16 protein-coding genes are annotated in these 16,322 nt (G+C 71.6%); 2 read left to right on the top strand and 14 right to left on the bottom strand.

Annotated features, from left to right (window positions below; all coding sequences use genetic code 11):
- Positions 1-10: 10 nt before the first annotated feature.
- From ACFX43_RS07485 to ACFX43_RS07475, 3 genes are all read right to left on the bottom strand, one after another.
- Complete coding sequence (locus ACFX43_RS07485) at positions 11-823, bottom strand: IclR family transcriptional regulator (protein ID WP_378818935.1); 813 nt, start codon at positions 821-823, stop codon at positions 11-13.
- Positions 824-844: 21 nt separating this feature from the next.
- Positions 845-1,783 (bottom strand): alpha/beta fold hydrolase, encoded by a 939-nt coding sequence (locus ACFX43_RS07480; protein WP_378818932.1) that lies wholly within the window; start codon positions 1,781-1,783, stop codon positions 845-847.
- Positions 1,784-1,877: 94 nt separating this feature from the next.
- Complete coding sequence (locus ACFX43_RS07475) at positions 1,878-2,777, bottom strand: LysR family transcriptional regulator (protein WP_378818930.1); 900 nt, start codon at positions 2,775-2,777, stop codon at positions 1,878-1,880.
- Between the two features lie 275 nt (positions 2,778-3,052).
- Here ACFX43_RS07475 and ACFX43_RS07470 point away from each other — a divergent pair, with 275 nt between their 5' ends.
- Complete coding sequence (locus tag ACFX43_RS07470) at positions 3,053-4,615, top strand: alkaline phosphatase D family protein (RefSeq protein ID WP_378818927.1); 1,563 nt, start codon at positions 3,053-3,055, stop codon at positions 4,613-4,615.
- A gap of 121 nt (positions 4,616-4,736) precedes the next feature.
- Positions 4,737-5,123: a hypothetical protein gene (locus ACFX43_RS07465; protein WP_378818924.1), complete on the top strand. Its 387-nt coding sequence runs from the start codon at positions 4,737-4,739 to the stop codon at positions 5,121-5,123.
- A gap of 21 nt (positions 5,124-5,144) precedes the next feature.
- Here ACFX43_RS07465 and ACFX43_RS07460 read toward each other — a convergent pair whose 3' ends face one another.
- The 11 genes from ACFX43_RS07460 to ACFX43_RS07410 all read right to left on the bottom strand — a co-directional run bounded on the left by ACFX43_RS07460 (position 5,145) and on the right by ACFX43_RS07410 (position 16,312).
- The gene (locus ACFX43_RS07460) at positions 5,145-6,464 is read right to left on the bottom strand and encodes an MFS transporter (RefSeq protein ID WP_378818922.1); all 1,320 of its coding nucleotides are present in this window, start codon (positions 6,462-6,464) and stop codon (positions 5,145-5,147) included.
- A 197-nt stretch (positions 6,465-6,661) separates the two neighbouring features.
- A complete protein-coding gene (locus ACFX43_RS07455; protein WP_378818919.1) occupies positions 6,662-7,114 on the bottom strand; it encodes a MaoC family dehydratase in 453 nt (150 codons plus the stop codon).
- Complete coding sequence (locus tag ACFX43_RS07450) at positions 7,114-8,337, bottom strand: acetyl-CoA C-acetyltransferase (RefSeq protein ID WP_378818916.1); 1,224 nt, start codon at positions 8,335-8,337, stop codon at positions 7,114-7,116. The genes ACFX43_RS07455 and ACFX43_RS07450 overlap by 1 nt, the downstream gene beginning before the upstream one ends.
- Complete coding sequence (locus ACFX43_RS07445; protein ID WP_378818914.1) at positions 8,330-9,232, bottom strand: MaoC family dehydratase N-terminal domain-containing protein; 903 nt, start codon at positions 9,230-9,232, stop codon at positions 8,330-8,332. The genes ACFX43_RS07450 and ACFX43_RS07445 overlap by 8 nt, the downstream gene beginning before the upstream one ends.
- Positions 9,229-9,966 carry a 3-oxoacyl-ACP reductase FabG gene (fabG, locus tag ACFX43_RS07440; protein WP_378818912.1) on the bottom strand — a complete coding sequence of 246 codons (738 nt, stop codon included), beginning with the start codon at positions 9,964-9,966 and terminating at the stop codon, positions 9,229-9,231. The genes ACFX43_RS07445 and fabG overlap by 4 nt, the downstream gene beginning before the upstream one ends.
- A 1-nt stretch (position 9,967) precedes the next feature.
- A complete protein-coding gene (locus ACFX43_RS07435; protein WP_378818909.1) occupies positions 9,968-11,128 on the bottom strand; it encodes an acyl-CoA dehydrogenase family protein in 1,161 nt (386 codons plus the stop codon).
- Positions 11,125-11,967, bottom strand: coding sequence for an HpcH/HpaI aldolase/citrate lyase family protein (locus ACFX43_RS07430; protein WP_378818906.1), 843 nt, complete (start codon positions 11,965-11,967; stop codon positions 11,125-11,127). Before ACFX43_RS07430 ends, ACFX43_RS07435 begins: the two co-directional genes overlap by 4 nt.
- Positions 11,964-13,223 carry a CoA transferase gene (locus ACFX43_RS07425; protein ID WP_378818903.1) on the bottom strand — a complete coding sequence of 420 codons (1,260 nt, stop codon included), beginning with the start codon at positions 13,221-13,223 and terminating at the stop codon, positions 11,964-11,966. Before ACFX43_RS07425 ends, ACFX43_RS07430 begins: the two co-directional genes overlap by 4 nt.
- Positions 13,210-14,589: an MFS transporter gene (locus ACFX43_RS07420; RefSeq protein ID WP_378818901.1), complete on the bottom strand. Its 1,380-nt coding sequence runs from the start codon at positions 14,587-14,589 to the stop codon at positions 13,210-13,212. The genes ACFX43_RS07425 and ACFX43_RS07420 overlap by 14 nt, the downstream gene beginning before the upstream one ends.
- On the bottom strand, positions 14,586-15,371 hold the full coding sequence (locus ACFX43_RS07415; RefSeq protein ID WP_378818898.1) for a CoA-transferase subunit beta: 786 nt from the start codon (positions 15,369-15,371) through the stop codon (positions 14,586-14,588). Before ACFX43_RS07415 ends, ACFX43_RS07420 begins: the two co-directional genes overlap by 4 nt.
- Complete coding sequence (locus ACFX43_RS07410) at positions 15,368-16,312, bottom strand: CoA transferase subunit A (RefSeq protein ID WP_378818896.1); 945 nt, start codon at positions 16,310-16,312, stop codon at positions 15,368-15,370. The genes ACFX43_RS07415 and ACFX43_RS07410 overlap by 4 nt, the downstream gene beginning before the upstream one ends.
- Positions 16,313-16,322: the final 10 nt, after the last annotated feature.

The following is a 16,322-nucleotide window of genomic DNA, read 5'->3' as shown; positions in this document are numbered from 1 at the left end:
ATATATGAAGTCAGGTCCAGGCGAGAGAGCTGCGGATCGGGCCGACCACACGGACGATCCGGTCCGCCGCCTGGCGCAGGGCGGCGATGACCTCGGCCTCCCGCTCCGGGGTGAGCCGGGCGATCGGGATGGACGCGCTGATCGCGTCGGAGACCGCCTCGTCGTAATCCAGGGCGACGGCGATGCAGCGCAGCCCGAGGGTGTTCTCCTCGTTGTCGATCGCGTAGCCGCGCCGGCGGGTCGCGTCGAGCTCGGCGGCCAGTGCGCCCCGGTCGGTGATCGTGTGCGGGGTGAGCGGCGCGAGCTCGGCCGGCAGGTGGTCGGCGACCTCGTCCTCGGGCTGCGCGGCCAGGACCGCCTTGCCCAGCGAGGTGGAGTAGGCGGGGAGCCTGCGACCGACCCGGCTGTAGGGGCGGAGGTACTGCGACGACTCGCGGGTGGCGAGGTAGACCACGTCGGTGCCGTCGAGACGCCCGAAGTGGAACGTCTCGTCGAGCTGCTCGCGGAGCTCGACGAGGAACGGGGTCACCTGCGGGAGGTAGGGGTCGGTGTCGAGATAGCTGGTGCCGGCCAGCAGGGCCCGGATGCCGATGCCGTAGAGCGTGCCCGTGGCGTCGCTGCGTACCCAGCCGTGCTTGGCGAGCGTACGGAGCAGGGCGTGCAGGCTGCTGCGGGGAACCCCGAGCGCCTCGCTCAGCTCGCGCAGCCGCACCGGGCGGTTCTGGCGCGCGGCGAGGAACTCGAGGATCTCCACCGTGCGGGCGGCGGACTTCACCTCGCGCACCCCTCTGGTGGTGGCATCAGGCGCGGCAACGTCGTTCATGTCCGCAGAGTAGTGCGCGGGTCAGATGCCCGTCCACGTATGAAGATGGTCTCCCGGTTCGGGGCCGTTGCGCAGCCGCGTCTGCCATACCTGCTGGTCCCAGGTCGCGGGTGCGGTGGAGCGGATGAACTGCTCGACGGTCATCACGAAGCGCCCGGGGTCGGACCGGAACGGGAAGTGGCCGGCGCCGTGGAACACTTCGAGCATTGCGTGCGGCATCGCCAGCCGAGCCTGCCCGGAGTGTCGGAAGGGGACGACTCCGTCGCGGTCGCCCCAGATCATCAGCGTCGGGATGTCCTCGACCAGGTAGCTGCGATCGAGCATCGTGACGACCTGGCCGTGCCAGTCGACGACGGCGCGCAGGGTTCGGGCGAACGCCTGGCGGGAGTGAGGGTCGGGCAGCGCGTCGACGATCCTGGCGAGGTCCAAGACATCGACGCCCAGGTCGTGGTCGATGCGGCGCAGCAGGCCGAGGGAGGCAGACAACCCGATCCGCGAGATCGGCAGCCTCAGCAGCTTGAGCAGCTCTGGCGCCAACGGCAAGGTGGCGAGTCGCAGCCAGGTCGAGACACCGCGTCCGGAGCCGCCGTTGGACACCAACACGATCCGCTCGACCAGCTGCGGGTACTGATAGGCGAGCTGCATCGCGACACCGCCGCCGAGCGAATGGCCGACGAGGGTGACTCGCTCCACGTCCAGCACGGACAGGAGGTCGCGCATGCCGTTGGCGAACCCGCCGATCGAGTAGTCGGCGCGCGGCTTGTCGGAATCGCCGTGACCGAGGAGATCGGGAGCGATGACCAGATGGTTCTCGGCGAACATGGGCAGCACGTCGTCCCAGGTCCGCGAGCTGTCGCCGATCCCGTGGATGAACATGATCGCGGAGCCGTCACCGCCGATTCGGTACGCGCGTTTGTACCCGTGGATCACGCGCGACTGCTGCTCGATCACCCGCGTCATGGCTGCACGCTAGTCGCCATGGGTTTCGGGCATGTTGCAGCCCCGCCGCGACGGCGACGTAGGTGTCGCCGAGCATCAGGTTGGTGCCGGTCGGTTACGCGTCCGGTTGTTGAGCGGTCCTGAGGGTGCCGAGGAAGAACCTCAGCAGGGGCGAGTCGTTGTCGGCGCGCCAGGCGGCGTAGAGATCCAGTTTCGGAACGGGGCTGTGCAGTCGGACCGGTGTGAGCCCGGTGCCTGAACGGGCGAGCAGGACGGCGCGTGACTCCGAGGCGAAGGTGATCAGCTGGTGTGCGCTGACCAGGACCCCGGTCGCTGCCGGATCGTCCGCCATCTCCGCGATGTCCAGCTCGATACCGGCCCGGGCCGAAGCCTGCTGGATGACGTCGTACATGGCGGGGGACTGGCGGCGCTCGAACATGACGCACGGGTGCCGAGCGAGCTCCGCGAACGGTGCGGCCGGCCGGTGGGCCCACTGGTGGGTCGGCCCGACCACGCCGCACAGGCGGAGGGTCATCAGGTGGTGGGACCGGATGTCGGGCGCCGTCGGGCGCCCGTAGACCAGGCCCACGTCGAGTCGGCGTTCTGCCAGGGCCGTGAGCTGAGGGCCGGAGCGCAACTCCTCGAGGTCGACCCGGATCCCCGGGTGCTCCTGTCGCAGCCTGCGGAGAGCAGCCGGAAGCACGTGATGCCCGGCCGGGAAGTTGAATCCCACCTCGAGCGACCCGGCATGCCCCTCGACGGCATCGCGGGCGGACCTCGTGGCCCTGCCGAGATGGGCGAGAACGGCACGCGCATCCGGCTCGAAGGCACGGCCGGCGTCGGTGAGGTCCACGGCGTGCGAGGACCGATCGACCAGCTTCGCGCCCACCGACCGTTCGAGCCGCTGGAGGTGCTGGCTCAGGGTCGGCTGGGCGAGGTGCAGCCTGGCTGCCGCGCGTCCGAAGTGACGCTCCTCGGCGATCGCCAGGAACGACTCCAGCAGCCTGATGTCCATCTCGCCTCCAGGAGAGTCGCGATGAGCGTGGCGCGCGCCGATCAATGGAGCGTGTCGCTTCGGTGAACCGTTCGGGTCTTTCGATCGATCGATGCCGGAACCCAATCGGCGCAGGTCAATGGCGGGTCGCGCGTCGGCCGTGGGTCTGTGGAGACCCTCCGTGAGAGGCCGCTGCCGGGCTGGTTCATCGCAGCGACGCCGAGCGCTGGTCGGCTTCTCCGCGACCGCACCGACGTGCGGCGAGCTCACCTCCCCCTGACCCGCACGGAGTCGCCATGCCTCAGCTCTCACCCCTCGGTCGCCGCTCGCTTCTCCTCGGTGGAGCCGCCGCCGGGTCCGCCCTGCTGCTGCCCGATCGCTCGGCCGCCGCGCCGCTGTTGGCGCGATCCGGGCGACCGGTGCTCACCGACGGCATCCAGTCCGGTGACGTGTCGGCCTCCGCCGCCGTCGTCTGGGCGCGTGCCGACCGCATCGCCCGGATGTACGTCGACATCAGCCCGACGGAGACGTTCCGGAGGGTTCGTCGCGTACGAGGTCCGCTTCTCGGCACCCGGACCGACCTGACCGGGAAGACCCTTCTGCGAGGCCTTCCCGCCGGACAGGACGTCCACTACCGCGTCGTCCTCGCTGATCCCGACGATGACAGCGTGACCGGCGAGCCGCAGGTCGGGCGGCTGTGTACGGCACCCGTCGGGAGCTCCGACATCCGCTTCGTGTGGTCCGCCGATCTCGGTGGCCAGGGATGGGGGATCAACCCCTCCCGAGGTGGCTACCGGATCTTCGAGTCGATGCGACGGCTCGACCCGGACTTCTTCCTCTGCTCCGGAGACCTGATCTACGCCGACGGCGTGATCCCGAGCGAGAAGCCGCTCTCGGACGGCACCGTGTGGCGCAACCTCGTCACACCGGCGAAGTCGAAGGTCGCCGAGACCCTCGACGAGTATCGGGGCAACTATCGGTACAACCTGCTGGACGACAACCTGCGCCGGTTCAACGCCGAGGTCGCCCAGATCAACTCTTGGGACGACCACGAGGTCGTCAACAACTGGTACCCGGGGGAGATCCTCGACGACTCCCGCTACACGGAGAAACGGGTCGACGTGCTCGCTGCCCGGGCCCGGCGCGCCTTCCACGAGTATCTGCCGACCCGCACGGGCAGCGACGACGACGGCCGTATCTACCGGGTCCAGCGCTACGGCGAGCTCCTCGACGTGTTCGTGATCGACATGCGCTCGTACAAGGACCCGAACACTCCCGGCCTGGAGACGGTCAGCGACGGCGGCGTGTTCGGCCGCCGGCAGCTCGCCTGGCTGAAGGAGCAGCTGAAGGCCTCGCGCGCGACTTGGAAGGTGCTCGCCGCGGACATGCCGCTGAGTCTCGTCGTCCCCGACGGCGCGGCGGTCGAGGCGCTCGCCCAAGGCGACCACGGCAACCCGCTCGGCAGGGAGCTCGAGATCGCCGAGCTCCTGTCGTACGCCAAGCGGAACCGGATCACCGGGATGGTCTGGCTCACCGGCGACGTGCACTACACCGCGGCGCACCACTACCAGCCGTCGCGTGCCGCCTTCACCGACTTCGACCCGTTCTGGGAGTTCGTCTCCGGACCGCTCAACGCCGCGGTCGGGGTCGAGCCGGTGCCCAACCCGGTCGACAGCACCTTCGGGCCCGAGGTCGTCTTCTCCCAGGGAGCACCCTCGCTGGAGGTCAGCAATCCCGGATTCGGCTACCAGTACTTCGGCGAGGTCAGCATCGACAGCGACTCGCGGGTGATGACCGTACGACTCAGGGACATCGATGGCGGGGTCGCGCACACGCTGGATCTGCCGCCGCCGGACTGAGCTGGCTCGGTCGCCCTTACCTGCCCGTTACCGGACCTCAACGGCTCGGTCATCCCGGCCCCGGATCATGGATGGCGAGGACCTTCCCCCACCTGTGCCCGACCACGTGAAGGAGCCGGAGATGACAGCTGAGGTGACACGTCCCATGGGACACGTCGACGTCCCGAACACGTTCCACCGCGAGAGCCGCATGGCCAGGTTCATCCGGTGGGCCGACGACTACACGCTGTGGGCGTTCAACCCGCCCGACGCGCTGGCACCGGGCGGATCCCCGACCCGCCGGGCCATTGCCGATCTGCCGGACGACCTGGCCGCGACGCTTCGTGATCTCGAGAACCAGCGCTGCCAGGTCGACAGGCACCTCGAGGATCTGAACGACGAGAGTGCGCGGGCCGTACGGCTGTTGAGGCGCCGCGGCTGGTCGTTCGGGCGGATCGCGGCGGAGACCGGGATCAGCAACCAGCGCGTCGCCCAGCTCGCACGTAGCTCGCTGGGCGCCGCCAGGTGACGATCCGGCGCTGACCGCGGCTCAGCGTGCCGCGGTCACCGTCGTGGACTCTTCGGCGCTCTCGGCGGCGCCCCGGCTGAGCAGTGCGCGGGAGCACACCAGGGAGATCACGGTGGTCACGACTCCGAAGGCGACGGGCACGGCGATGCTGCCGGAGGTGTCGAGGAGCCACTGCAGGATCATCGGCGTGGTCCCGCACAGGGCGCCGGAGAGGCCGTACGTCACCGAGATGCCGGTGTAGCGGACCCGGGCCGGGAAGGCCTGGGCGAGCATGCCCGCCATGACCGCGTAGAACATCACGTCGGGGATGGTGGCCATCACCGCGCCGATCATCGCGAGGGTCCAGTTCCCGGTGCCCATCAGCACGAACATGAGCGCGAGCGCGGGAATCTCGAGGGCGAGCAGGACGGTGACCAGGGTGCGCGGGTTCCAGCGGGTGGCGAGCACCGCGCCGAACGGCTGCACGAAGAACTGCACGACGCTGGCGATCAGGATGATGGTGAGGAAGGAGTCCTTCTCGAAGCCGAGGTGGGTGGTCGCCCAGGAGAGCGCGAAGGTGTCGCGGGCGTAGACGACCACGAAGACGCACAGGATGCCGAAGACGCCGAGGGTCAGCTCACGGGAGTTGCTGCGGAACAGCTCGACCACCGGGACCCGGACGACCTCGTTGCGCTCCTGGAGATCCTTCATCGCCGGGGACTCCTCGAGGCTGAGCCTGATCACGAGTCCGACCACGACCAGCGCGGCCGACGCCAGGAACGGCAGTCGCCAGGCCCACTCGAGCAGCGCGTCGTCGGGGAGCAGGCCGGTCACGGCGAGGAAGCTGAGAGTGGCCAGGATCCGGCCGGCGGGGGAGCCCTGCTGGGCGAAGGCGCCGAACAGGAAGCCGCGGTCGGGGCGGGTGTGCTCGGTCGCGATCAGCACCGCGCCGCCCCACTCACCGCCCACGGCGAGGCCCTGCAGCAGCCGGAGCACGATCAGCAGCACCGGTGCGGCGGCACCGATGGCCGCGTGCGTCGGCAGCAGGCCGACGCCGACCGTGGTGACACCCATGAGCAGCAGCGTCAAGATCAAGGAGCGTTTGCGACCGATCCGGTCACCGAGATGGCCGAAGACCACGCCGCCGAGCGGCCGGGTCAGGAAGCCCACGGCGAACGTCGCGAAGGAGAGCAGGGTGGCGACCGCGGGCTCGGCGTTGCTGAAGAACAGCGGCCCGAAGACCAGAGCGGACGCGGTGCCGTAGATGTAGAAGTCGTACCACTCGATGGTGGTGCCGACGAAGGCGGCGATGCCCGCCTTGCGGGCCATCCGTTCGTCGGGGACGCGCGTTGACTGGGTCATGGGGACTGCTCCTCCGGGGATTGTGTGTCGTCACGCACCGGAATGCTGTGTGACCGCGTTCACACTAAGAACCCGTGCCATTGCGCGTCCAACACCAAATCTAGATGGCATTGATATCACTCATGAGCCCAATGGTGTCCCGGGCATGCCAAGGCCGCCGATCTCCCGACGGGACGATCGGCGGCACTCGTGCGGCGTCAGGGAAGGACCAGCGTGATGCTCTCCGCGACGCAGACCGGTCGCTCGGTGCCCTCCGCATCGACGGTCCAGGCGACCAGCACCTGGGTCCCGGCCGGGACCGCCCGGACGTCCTTGATCCGCGGTGTGGCCCGGATCTTCGTGCCGACCTTGACCGGCGCGGGGAACCGCACCTTCTCGAGGCCGTAGTTGAGCCGGGCGGACCCGGTGTCGATGGTGTAGAGCTCGGCGGCGAAGGCCGGCAGCATCGACAGCGTGAGGTAGCCGTGCGCGATGGTGCCGCCGAAGGCGGAGGCGGTGGCACGCTCGACGTCGACGTGGATCCACTGCTGGTCGCCGCTGAGCTCCGCGAAGCGGTCCACGCGCTCCTGGGTCATCTGCACCCAGTCCGTGGTGCCGAGCTCCTCGCCGACGGCGGCCTCGATCGCCGCGATCGAGGTGAATGTACGCATCAGACCACCCGCTCGAAGACGGCGGCGAGGCCCTGGCCGCCGCCGATGCACATGGTCTCGAGGCCGTAGCGGGCCTCGCGGCGGTGCAGCTCGCGGGCGAGCGTGCCGAGCATCCGTACGCCGGTGGCGCCGACCGGGTGGCCGAGGGAGATGCCGGAGCCGCGGACGTTGGTGCGCTCGAGGTCCTCGTCGGTGAACTTCCACTCGCGCATCACCGCCAGCGCCTGGGCGGCGAAGGCCTCGTTGAGCTCGATGACGTCGATGTCGGCCAGGGTCAGACCAGCCTTGGCGAGGGCCGCCTCGGTGGCGGGGACGGGGCCGATGCCCATCACGTCAGGACGTACGCCGGCGGCGGCCCAGGACACGAGCCGGACCAGCGGCCGCAGGCCGAGGCTCTCGGCCAGGTCGGCGGTCGTGACCAGGCACATGGCCGCGGCGTCGTTCTGGCCGCTGGCGTTGCCGGCGGTGACGGTCGCCTCGGGGTCGGAAGAGCCGAGGATGGGCCGCAGCTTCGCGAGCGACTCGAGAGTGGTGTCGGCGCGGGGGTGCTCGTCGGTGTCGACGATGACATCGCCCTTCCGGGACGGGACGGTGACCGGCACGATCTCCTCGGCGAAGACACCGCTCTGCTGGGCGGCGACTGCGCGCTGGTGGGAGCTGACGGCGAGCCGGTCCTGCTCCTCGCGGCCGATGGCGTACTCCCGGCGCAGGTTCTCGGCGGTCTCGAGCATGCCGCCGGGCACCGGGTGGAACCGCCCGCCCGGGGTCTGCCGGCCGCGGGTGAGGCCGTCGTGGATCTGCACGCCGGTGCGCGCGCCGCCCCAGCGCATGTCGAGGGAGTAGAAGGCGACGTTGCTCATCGACTCCGCGCCGCCGGCCACCACGATCTCGCTGGCGCCGGAGGCCACCTGCATCACCGCGTTGGCGACGGCCTGCAGCCCGGAGCCGCAGCGTCGGTCGACCTGCTGACCGCCGACGGTGACCGGGAGCCCGGCGTCGAGTCCGACCACCCGCCCGATCGCCGGTGCCTCGGCGTTGGGGTAGCAGTGGCCGAGGATGACGTCGTCGATCCGCTCCGGGTCGATGCCGGTGCGGGCGAGCAGCCCCTGCAGCGCGGTGACGCCGAGGTCGACCGGGCTCAGATCCTTGAAGGCGCCGCCGTAGCGGCCGATCGGGGTGCGTACGGGTTCGCAGATGACCACGTCGCGGCGAGTGTCACTCATGGTTGGTGCCTTTCGGGGATGAGGGGGTCAGGTCGGCGGTCAGGTCGGCCAGCACGGTGTCGTCGGGGCGCCGCAGCGCGACCTCGACAGAGTCGGGCGTTGTGTCGGGGTTGGGGCGGTCGACCCGGACCTGGGCAGGGTCGCCGCAGAACAGGGGAGCGGTGTTGCGATGCAGCAGGTGGCGTACGACGCGGTCGGGGTGGGCCAGCCGAAGGGCCTCGGCGAGCACGAGGGTCGAGAGCGGGCCGTGCACCACCAGCCCGGGATAGCCCTCGACCCGGGTGGCGTAGGGCCAGTCGTAGTGGATCCGGTGCGGGTTGGCGGTCGCCGCGCTGAACCTCATGAGCAGCGTCGGGTCGGTGACGAACCGCCAGCCGTCGTCCTCGGCCACCAGCGGTGGGCCGGCCGGTGCGATCGCCGAGGCGGGCTCGGGGTCCGGGAACGACGTCGGCGCCGGTGCGGCATCGCGGTAGATCAGGTCCTGCCGCTCCTCCACGAGCAGGTCGTCCCGCTCCGCGTCGAGGAGCCGGGTGACCACCGTGACGATCGCCAAGCGGCCGCTGCGGCCGGACTTCTCCTCGACCGAGACGACCTCGGACTCGCGGACGACCTCGGTGTCGACCCGGAGGTCGCCGTGGAACGTCACCTCGCCGCCGGCGAACATCCGCCGAGGCAGGTCGATCGGCGGCAGGAAGTCGCCGCGGCGCGGGTGACCGTCGACGCCGATGACCGACGACGCCGGCCAGCGCGGCAGCGCCACCCAGTGCCACAGCGGCGGAAGTACGTCGCCAGCCGCCGGCACCGGGGCGCCGCTGTCGAGGAGAGCGCCGAGGGCGGCGACCGGACCCGCGTCGAGGGCCTCGGTCGACGTCACCCGGTGCGGACGCCAGCTCACATGAACCTTCCGCCGGTCACCTCGGCGACCGTGCCGGTCATGTACGAGGAGAGCGAGGAGGCGTAGAAGAGCGCGACGTTGGCGATCTCGGCCGGCTCACCGGCGCGGCCCATCGGGATCTCGGCCATCTTCTCGTCCCAGATCCGCTGCGGCATCGCCTCGGTCATCGCCGACCGGATCAGCCCCGGCTGGATCGCGTTGACCCGAACCCCGTGGTGGGCCATCTCCTTGGCCGCGGCCTTGGTGAGGCCGACGATGCCGGCCTTCGCGGCCGAGTAGTTGGTCTGCCCGACCATGCCGACCTTGCCGGAGATCGAGGAGATGTTCACGATCGCGCCGGACTTCTGCTCGCGCATCCGGGCGGCGGCGAGCCGGGTGCCGTGCCAGCAGCCCTTGAGGTGCACCGCGATGACCTGGTCGAACTGGTCCTCGGTCATCTTCCGCATCGTCGCGTCGCGGGTGATGCCGGCGTTGTTGACGACGATGTCGAGCGAGCCGTACGTCGCGACCGCGGTCTCCAGCGAGCGTTCGACGTCATCGGCGCTCACCACGTCGCAGGCCACGCCGGTGGCCACGTCCGGTCCAAGCTCCTTGGCGGCGGCCTCGGCGGCGGCGCCGTCGAGATCGGCGAGCACCACCCGTGCCCCCTCCGCGACGAAGCGCTCGGCGACGGCGAGGCCGATGCCCTGTGCGCCCCCGGTGATGACCGCGGTCCGGTTCTCGAGAAGTGCCATGTCAGTTCTTTCCCTTCTGGTCGCGCGCCACCAGCTGGGCCGCGATCACGTTGCGCTGGATCTCGTTGGTGCCCTCGCCGACGATCATCAGTGGGGCGTCGCGGAAGTAGCGCTCGACGTCGTACTCCTTGGAGTAGCCGTAGCCGCCGTGCACCCGCACCGCGTCGAGGGCGACCTGCATGGCCGCCTCCGAGGCGAAGAGCTTGGCCATCCCGGCCTCCATGTCGGCGCGGTCGCCGGCGTCGAGCCGCTCGGCCGCGTCGAGGGTCATCAGCCGGGCGGCGCGCATCTTGGTGCCCATGTCGGCGAGCAGGTTGCCGACCGACTGGTGCTTCCAGATCGGCTTGCCGAAGCTCTCCCGGGTCTGGGCGTAGGAGAGGGCGTCGTCGAGCGCGGCCTGGCCGACGCCGACGGCGCGGGCGGCGACCTGGATCCGGCCGACCTCGAGGCCGCGCATCATGTGGCCCCAGCCGAGGTGGGGTGTGCCGCCGAGCACCGCGGTCGCGGGCACGCGCATCCTGTCGAAGGTGAGCTCGCAGGCCTCGACGCCGCGGTAGCCGAGCTTGGGGATCTTGCCGGAGACGGTGAGCCCGTCGCCGGGCTCGACCAGCACCACGCTCATGCCCCGGTGCGTGGGCGAGGCGGAGCGGTCGGTGACGCAGAGCAGCCCGACCAGGCCGGCGTGCTGGGCGTTGGAGATCCAGGTCTTCGAGCCGGTGATGACCAGTTCGTCGCCGTCGGCGTCGGCGAACGTACGCATGCCCTGCAGGTCGCTGCCGCCGGACGGCTCGGTCAGCGCCATCGTGGCCCGCAGGCTGCCGTCGGCCATCCGGGGCAGGTAGGACTCCTGCTGCTCCAGGGTGCCGAAGTGGCGCACCAGATAGCTGATCACCGAGTGGCCGCCGATCGCGCCGGCCAGGCTCATCCAGCCACGGGCGAGCTCCTCGGTCACCCGCGCGAAGCAGGCCGTGCTCACATCGACGCCGCCGAGCTCGGCGGGCACCAGGAGGCCGAAGAAGCCGAGCTTCTTCATCTCCTCGATGAGCTCTGTGGGGTAGATGTCGTCCGCCTCGAACTCGCGCACCCGGGGGCGTACGCGCTCGTCGACGAAGTCGGCGACGAGGCGGACCATGTCCTGCTCGTCGGGGGTCAGGCTGCTCATCTGGCTGCTCCTGGGGTGGGTCGGTTGCGGGAGACGATGCGGCGGGCGCGGGCGACGACGGGGGCATCGACCATCCGGCCGTCGACGAGGGTGACGCCGTCCTCGGTCGCGGCGGCCAGGACGCGCTCGGCCCAGTCGACCTCGTCGGGGCTGGGCGCCAGGGCAGCGGCGGCGGGGGCCACCTGGCCGGGGTGGATGCAGAGCTTGCCGGCGAAGCCGAGGGCGGCGGCCGCGGTGACGTCGGCGGTCAGCCGCTCGTGATCGCGTACGTCGCCGGTGACCCCGTCGATCGGGCCGGCCAGGCCGCCGACGGCGGAGGCGAGCACCAGGTTGCCGCGCGCGGGCGCGAGGGCGGGTGCGTGGTCGGGATCGACGCCGAGCTCGGCGGCCAGGTCGTAGCTGCCGAAGGCGAGGCGTACGACTCCGGGGGAGCGGGCGAGGTCGATGGCTCGCGCGACGCCGAGCGCGGTCTCGATCAGTGCCACGACGGCGGAGCCGTCGGGAAGCGCGGCCAGGATCGCCGCCACGGTCTCGGGGCTGTCGGCCTTTGGCAGCACCACCAGCGACGGCCCGCCGAGGGCGGCGAGCGCGGCGACGTCGGCGTCGTGCCAGGTGGTGCCGGCGGCGTTGATCCGCACCGCGACGGTGACGCCGGCCCGGGGGAGCCAGTCGGTGACATGGGCGCGGGCCGCGTCCTTGCGCGCCGGGGCGACGGCGTCCTCGAGGTCGACGACCACGATGTCGGGGCCGGCTGCGGCAGCCTTGGCGAACCGCTCCGGCCGGTCCCCGGGGACGAAGAGCCAGATGCACGCGGTCCCGGCGATCTCGGCGGGGCTCATCGCGCCACCACCTCCCGGGTGCCGATGACGCCGCGGGTGAGCAGGTCGTCGAGCCGCTCGGCGGCCAGCCCGAGGGCGCCGGCGAGCACGTCGCCGGTGTCCTGCCCGACGGCGGGCGCAGGCCGTGCCGCGCTGCGGTGGCCGTCGATGGTGACCGGCGCACCGGGCGCGAGCAGCTCGCCGACGCCTGGCTGGCTGATCGTCGAGAACAGCGGGTGCTCGCGCAGCAGCCGGGCGTCGTCGGCGGCGAGGTCGCGGAAGCTGCGGTAGGGCGACCACAGGATCCGGGTCTTCGACAGCGCCTTCGTGACGTACGCCGTGTCGTGCTGCTCGAACCAGGCGGCGACCAGGCCGCCGAGCACGGTGCGGTGCCGGAACCGCGCGCCCTCGTCGGAGAAGTCGGCATCGAGCGCGCGGGCCAGCGCGGCCACCGCCTCGGCGAGGCCGGTGATGCCCAGCAGGTCCGACCACTGCCGTGGGGTGAGAGCCACCAGCATGAAGCGGTCGCCGTCCGCAGTGGTGAAGTCGCGGCCGAAGGTGCCGTAGACGTGGTTGCCGATCGAGCCGCGCTCACCCTCCGTCCGCAGCTGCGCCTCGGCCAGGTAGCCGAGGTTGCCGGCGGTCGCGAGGGCGACGTCCTCCAGGGCGACCCGCACCTCGGCGCCCTCGCCGGTGACCGCGCGCCGGCGCTCGGCGGCCAGCAGCCCGGTCGCGAGGTGGAGCCCGGCCGCGAGGTCCCAGGCCGGCACCACGCCGTTCACCGGCGCCGCATGCTCCTCCGGGCCGGTCACGAGCGGGAAGCCGGTGCCGGCCTGCACGGTGTAGTCGACGGCGGTCCCGCCGTCGTGGCGACCGGTGAGGAGCACATGGATGACGTCGTCGCGGCGGGCGCGCAGCGCCGCGTACCCGAGCTCCGACCAGCGCTCGGTGTTGGTGACCACGATGCCGCCGGACGGTCCGCCCGAGACGACCAGGTCCGCGACCAGCTGCCGCCCCTCCGGGTGGGTGCAGTCGACGGCGATGGCCTTCTTGCCGGGGTTGAGCCCGTTCCAGTAGAGGCTGGCGCCGTCGTCGCTGAGCGGCCAACGAGTCCGGTCCGGCGCACCCTCGAGCGGCTCGACGCGGATCACCTCCGCGCCGAGCTGCGCCAGGGTGGTGCCGCACAGCGGTGTGGCGACGAAGCTGGACACCTCGACCACCCGCAGGCCGGCTAGCGGTCCGGGAGCGGGGTCAGGCGTGGGGTCAGCGGTGGTCATGGAACACCCTTTCTGCGGAGGGCTCGGAGGACGGGGCCGAGGGGCCGGCCATCGCCCAGGTCAGGGCGACCGCGGCGACCGGGGCGCCGTAGACGAGGGAGAGGTTTCCGGTCGGGTAGGCGATCGCGACCCAGGAGTAGCCGACGGCGAGGCCGGTGAAGCGGAGCATGTTGTGGAGCCCGAGCGCGACACCGTCGGCGGCCGCCGGTGAGGTCATCAGCCCGAGTGCGGAGGTCGCCTGGACGACGCCGATCGCCGCGCCGGTCAGCACGAGCGCGGCCACGGTGAGCGTGACGACCGTGCCGGGCCCGGAGGCGGTCGCGGCCAGCGGCAGGGCGAGCAGCCCGAGCGCGAGCAGCACGAGCCCGCCGCGCAGCGTGCGCCGGGCGGTGAACCGTTCGGTCACCCGGGAGGAGAGCGGCGCCGCGAGCGTCATCGCCAGGGCCAGCGCGAGCATGGTGATGCCGATGTGTCCCGGGCCCAGGCCGAGGTCGCGGCCCAGATGCAGGGGAGTGGCGACGATCGCTACCCCGAGGCAGCCCATCACCGTGCCCGCGGCCATCGTGCTCGCGACGAACCTCCGCTCGGTGAGGAGGCCGGGAGGGACGAACGGTCCGGCGCTGGTGCGCCCGAGCTGGGTGTGCACGGCCAGGGCGAGCACACCCACCGCCGCCATCCCCGCGGCCACCGCGATCTCGCCGTGCTGCCCGAGCCAGCTGACGGCGCCGACGAGCGCGCCGATCCCGACCAGGAGCGTCGCCATCCCACTGACGTGGAGCGGAGCGTGCGACGCAGGCACGTCGGGAACCACGGTCAGGCACAGCACCAGCAGCACGGCGCTGAGCGAGGCGTGGGTGAGGAACACCCACCGCCAGCCGAGGGTGTCGGCGACCAGTCCACCGAGGGGAGGCCCGAGCGCCTGGCCGACGCCGATCGCGGCCGCCCAGGCGGCCATCACCCGGGCCCGGTTGCCGGCCCAGTGCCGACCGAGCACCTGCTGGATCGCCGGCGGCACCGCCGAGCACGCGACCCCCTGCAGGGCACGCATCACGACCAGGAACCCGAGCCCCTGGCTGAACGCCGCGCCCGCCTGTGCGGCCACCATCAGCAGCAGCGACCCGGCGAGCACCCGCCGGGAGCCGAACCGCTGGCACATCCAGCCCGAGACCGGGGCGAAGACGACCATCGCCAGGGTGAAGGCGCTGACCGCGAAGACGATCCCTCGCGGTGAGGCCCCGATCGCGTGGGCGATCACGTTGATCGGCGCGCTGATGATCGTGCTCGACAGGGTGCCGAGCGTGGAGCACGCCAGCAGGGCGACGTACGCCGACCGGCGCGGTTCGTACGCGACGTTGGACGGGCTCATCGGAGGTAGAGCCGCACCGTGTCGATCTCCTCGCGGAGCAGCCGGACCTCCTCGACGGTTGGCCGTGCGGTCTCGCGTACGTCATCGGCGACGGCGATGTCCCACCCCGTCGCGGCGCGGACGTCGTCGACGGTGAGGCCGGGGTGGACCTCGCTGATCTCGAGCTCGCCGAGCTTGTCGGGGCGGCGCAGCACCGCCATCGGGGTGATCACGGTCGAGACCCCATGGCCGCGAGGCACCATCCGGGGGTCCTCCTCGTACGCGCGCACCGGGCTGGGCGAGGTGCAGAAGTCGAGCTGCGCCGGAAGGGCGCCGGGGTCGTGGCGGCGCAGCACGACGATGCACTCGCCGGCGTTCGGCATGACCTCCGCGGCGCCGCCGGCACCGGGGAGCCGGACGACGGGCTTGTCCCAGTCGCCGATGAAGCTGGTGTTGAGGCTGCCCCAGCGGTCTATCTGGGCGGCGCCGAGGAAGCCGACGTCGACATGGCCGCGCTGCAGCACGTAGCCGAAGAGCGCGGGCATGCTCAGCACTGCGGCGGCGCCGGAGACCAGCACCGAGTCGGCGATGCCCTCCGCCAGGCCCTCCGGCTGCGCGCCGCAGACACCGGACTCGTAGACCAGCTCGACGTCGGGGTTCACGGTGCGGCGCGCCAGGTCGACGGCGAGCGTCGGCAGCCCGACGCCCGCGAAGACCCGGTGCTTGCCGACGAGCTGTCGGGCCGCGACCCCGGCGAGGAACTCGGTGCTGGACGGAGCCACGTCCGAGAGCGGGGAGCTCATGAGGCCTCCTGACCGGCCACCCGGCGGCGGCCGAAGTCGACGGGTTGCGACGGCCGTGGCGCGACGCCGAGACCCTCCCAGCGCTCCGCTCCGAGCTTGTCGAGGTATGCGGCGCGGTCCGGCACCCGGTGCACCCACTCCTCGAGCCAGCCGAGCACCGCCTCGCGGTCGCGGCTGATCGGTGTCCACTCGCGGTAGAAGGCGTTGTCGCGGTCGTAGTGACCCTGTGTGTAGGACGGGTGCGCGCCGCCGGGGCACTCCACCACTGCGGTGACCGCGTGGGACGGCAGCACGGTGCGGTTCGGGTCTGAGCGGACCACGTCCTCCTCGACGATCTCCTCGACGGTCGCGATCACGGTCTCGGCCGCGTACGCCGCCTCCTGCTGGGCCCCGACGATGCCCCACATCTGGACGTTGCCGGAGCGGTCGGCGCGCTGGGCGTGGATGATGGTCACGTCCGGTCGCAGTGGCGGAACGACGTAGATGTCGGGTCCGCCGTAGGGATCGGAGACCTTGCGAATCAGCGGGTTGAGCTTCGGGAGGTCGCTGCCGGCGTAGGAGCGGAGCGGGAAGAACGGCAGCCCGGCGGCGCCGGCCTGGTAGCGGCAGACCATGCCGTAGTGGCTGTACTCCTCCACCTCGAGCGGTCTCGGGTCGGCGTTCTCGACCCGCCGCCGCACCTCGTGCAGGGAGCCGGCCGAGCCGCTGGCGAAGAACGAGGCCACGAGCTTGGAGACGCAGCCGGCGGCGATCATCTGGTCGGCCAGCAGGTCGGGGGTCATCCGGCAGAACGTCAGGTCCCCACGGCCCTGGCGGATGATCTCGTGGCCCGCGGCGAACGGGATCAGGTGGCCGAAGCCCTCGAGCGCGACCGTCATGCCGTCCCGTACGTGGGCGGCCACCGCCGAGCTGAGATCGGTGACCTTGTCGGGCGCGGCCATGGGTGCTCCT

The sequence above is a fragment of the Nocardioides sp. YIM B13467 genome (assembly GCF_042788075.1).
Classification (GTDB): Bacteria; Actinomycetota; Actinomycetes; order Propionibacteriales; family Nocardioidaceae; genus Nocardioides.
The sequence above is the reverse complement of the archived record's forward strand: the minus strand, read 5'-3'. Positions and strand labels throughout refer to the sequence as shown.